Raw genomic sequence first — 649 nt, 5'->3', positions numbered from 1 at the left:
TGATCCGACAGCCACTCCAGCGTCCGCGCGGCGGCGGAGGCTCCGTCCGCCCACGGCGAGGAGACCACGATCAGGGCGTCCAGATCGCGCAGCACCTCCTGAGTGACGGGAGAGTCCATGGTCGAGCCGCAATCGATGACCGAGATGGTGAAGTGGCGGTCCAGCCGCGACGCGGCTTCGCGGTAGATCGCGGGATCGAGAACCCGGCGTGGGCCCGAGGCCGGCTCCCCGCCGAGCACGTGCAGCCCGGCGGAATTGCGCCCGACCCGCTCGATGACGTCGGTGAAGGACCGCAGGTTCTTGTTCGACGTCAGCTCCCAGAACGAGGCCGTCGAATGTGGATCGACCCGGCTGCTCAACCGGCCGAAGGCGGTGTCGGCGTCGATGGCGACGATGTGGTCCTGGGGACGGAGCTCGGCGAACAGCGATCCGACGCTCGCAGCGACCGACGTCTTTCCGACACCCCCCTTGCCCAGCACGCCCACCTTGTAATTGCCGTGCAGGCCGGCCCGGATGGTTGCCTCGAACTGAGCCTCCTGCCGCTGCGTGGCCGACGGACCCAGCTTGACGAGGTCAAAGGTGATCAGCCTCAGGACGCGTCGCCAACCGCGGTCGGGCAGTTCTGTTGCGGGGGTCCGCGGCGGGATCG

The 649-nt window shown here is 68.7% G+C and carries 1 protein-coding gene; it reads right to left on the bottom strand.

Annotated features, from left to right (window positions below):
• Positions 1-647 (bottom strand): MinD/ParA family protein (locus tag A5744_RS07310; RefSeq protein WP_076059701.1); only part of this gene is annotated, 647 nt, incomplete at its 3' end.
• Positions 648-649 lie beyond the last annotated feature (2 nt).

The sequence above is a fragment of the Mycobacterium sp. IS-1264 genome (genome assembly GCF_001954195.1).
Lineage (GTDB): Bacteria > Actinomycetota > Actinomycetes > Mycobacteriales > Mycobacteriaceae > Mycobacterium.
This window is presented reverse-complemented; position numbering and strand designations above follow the sequence as displayed.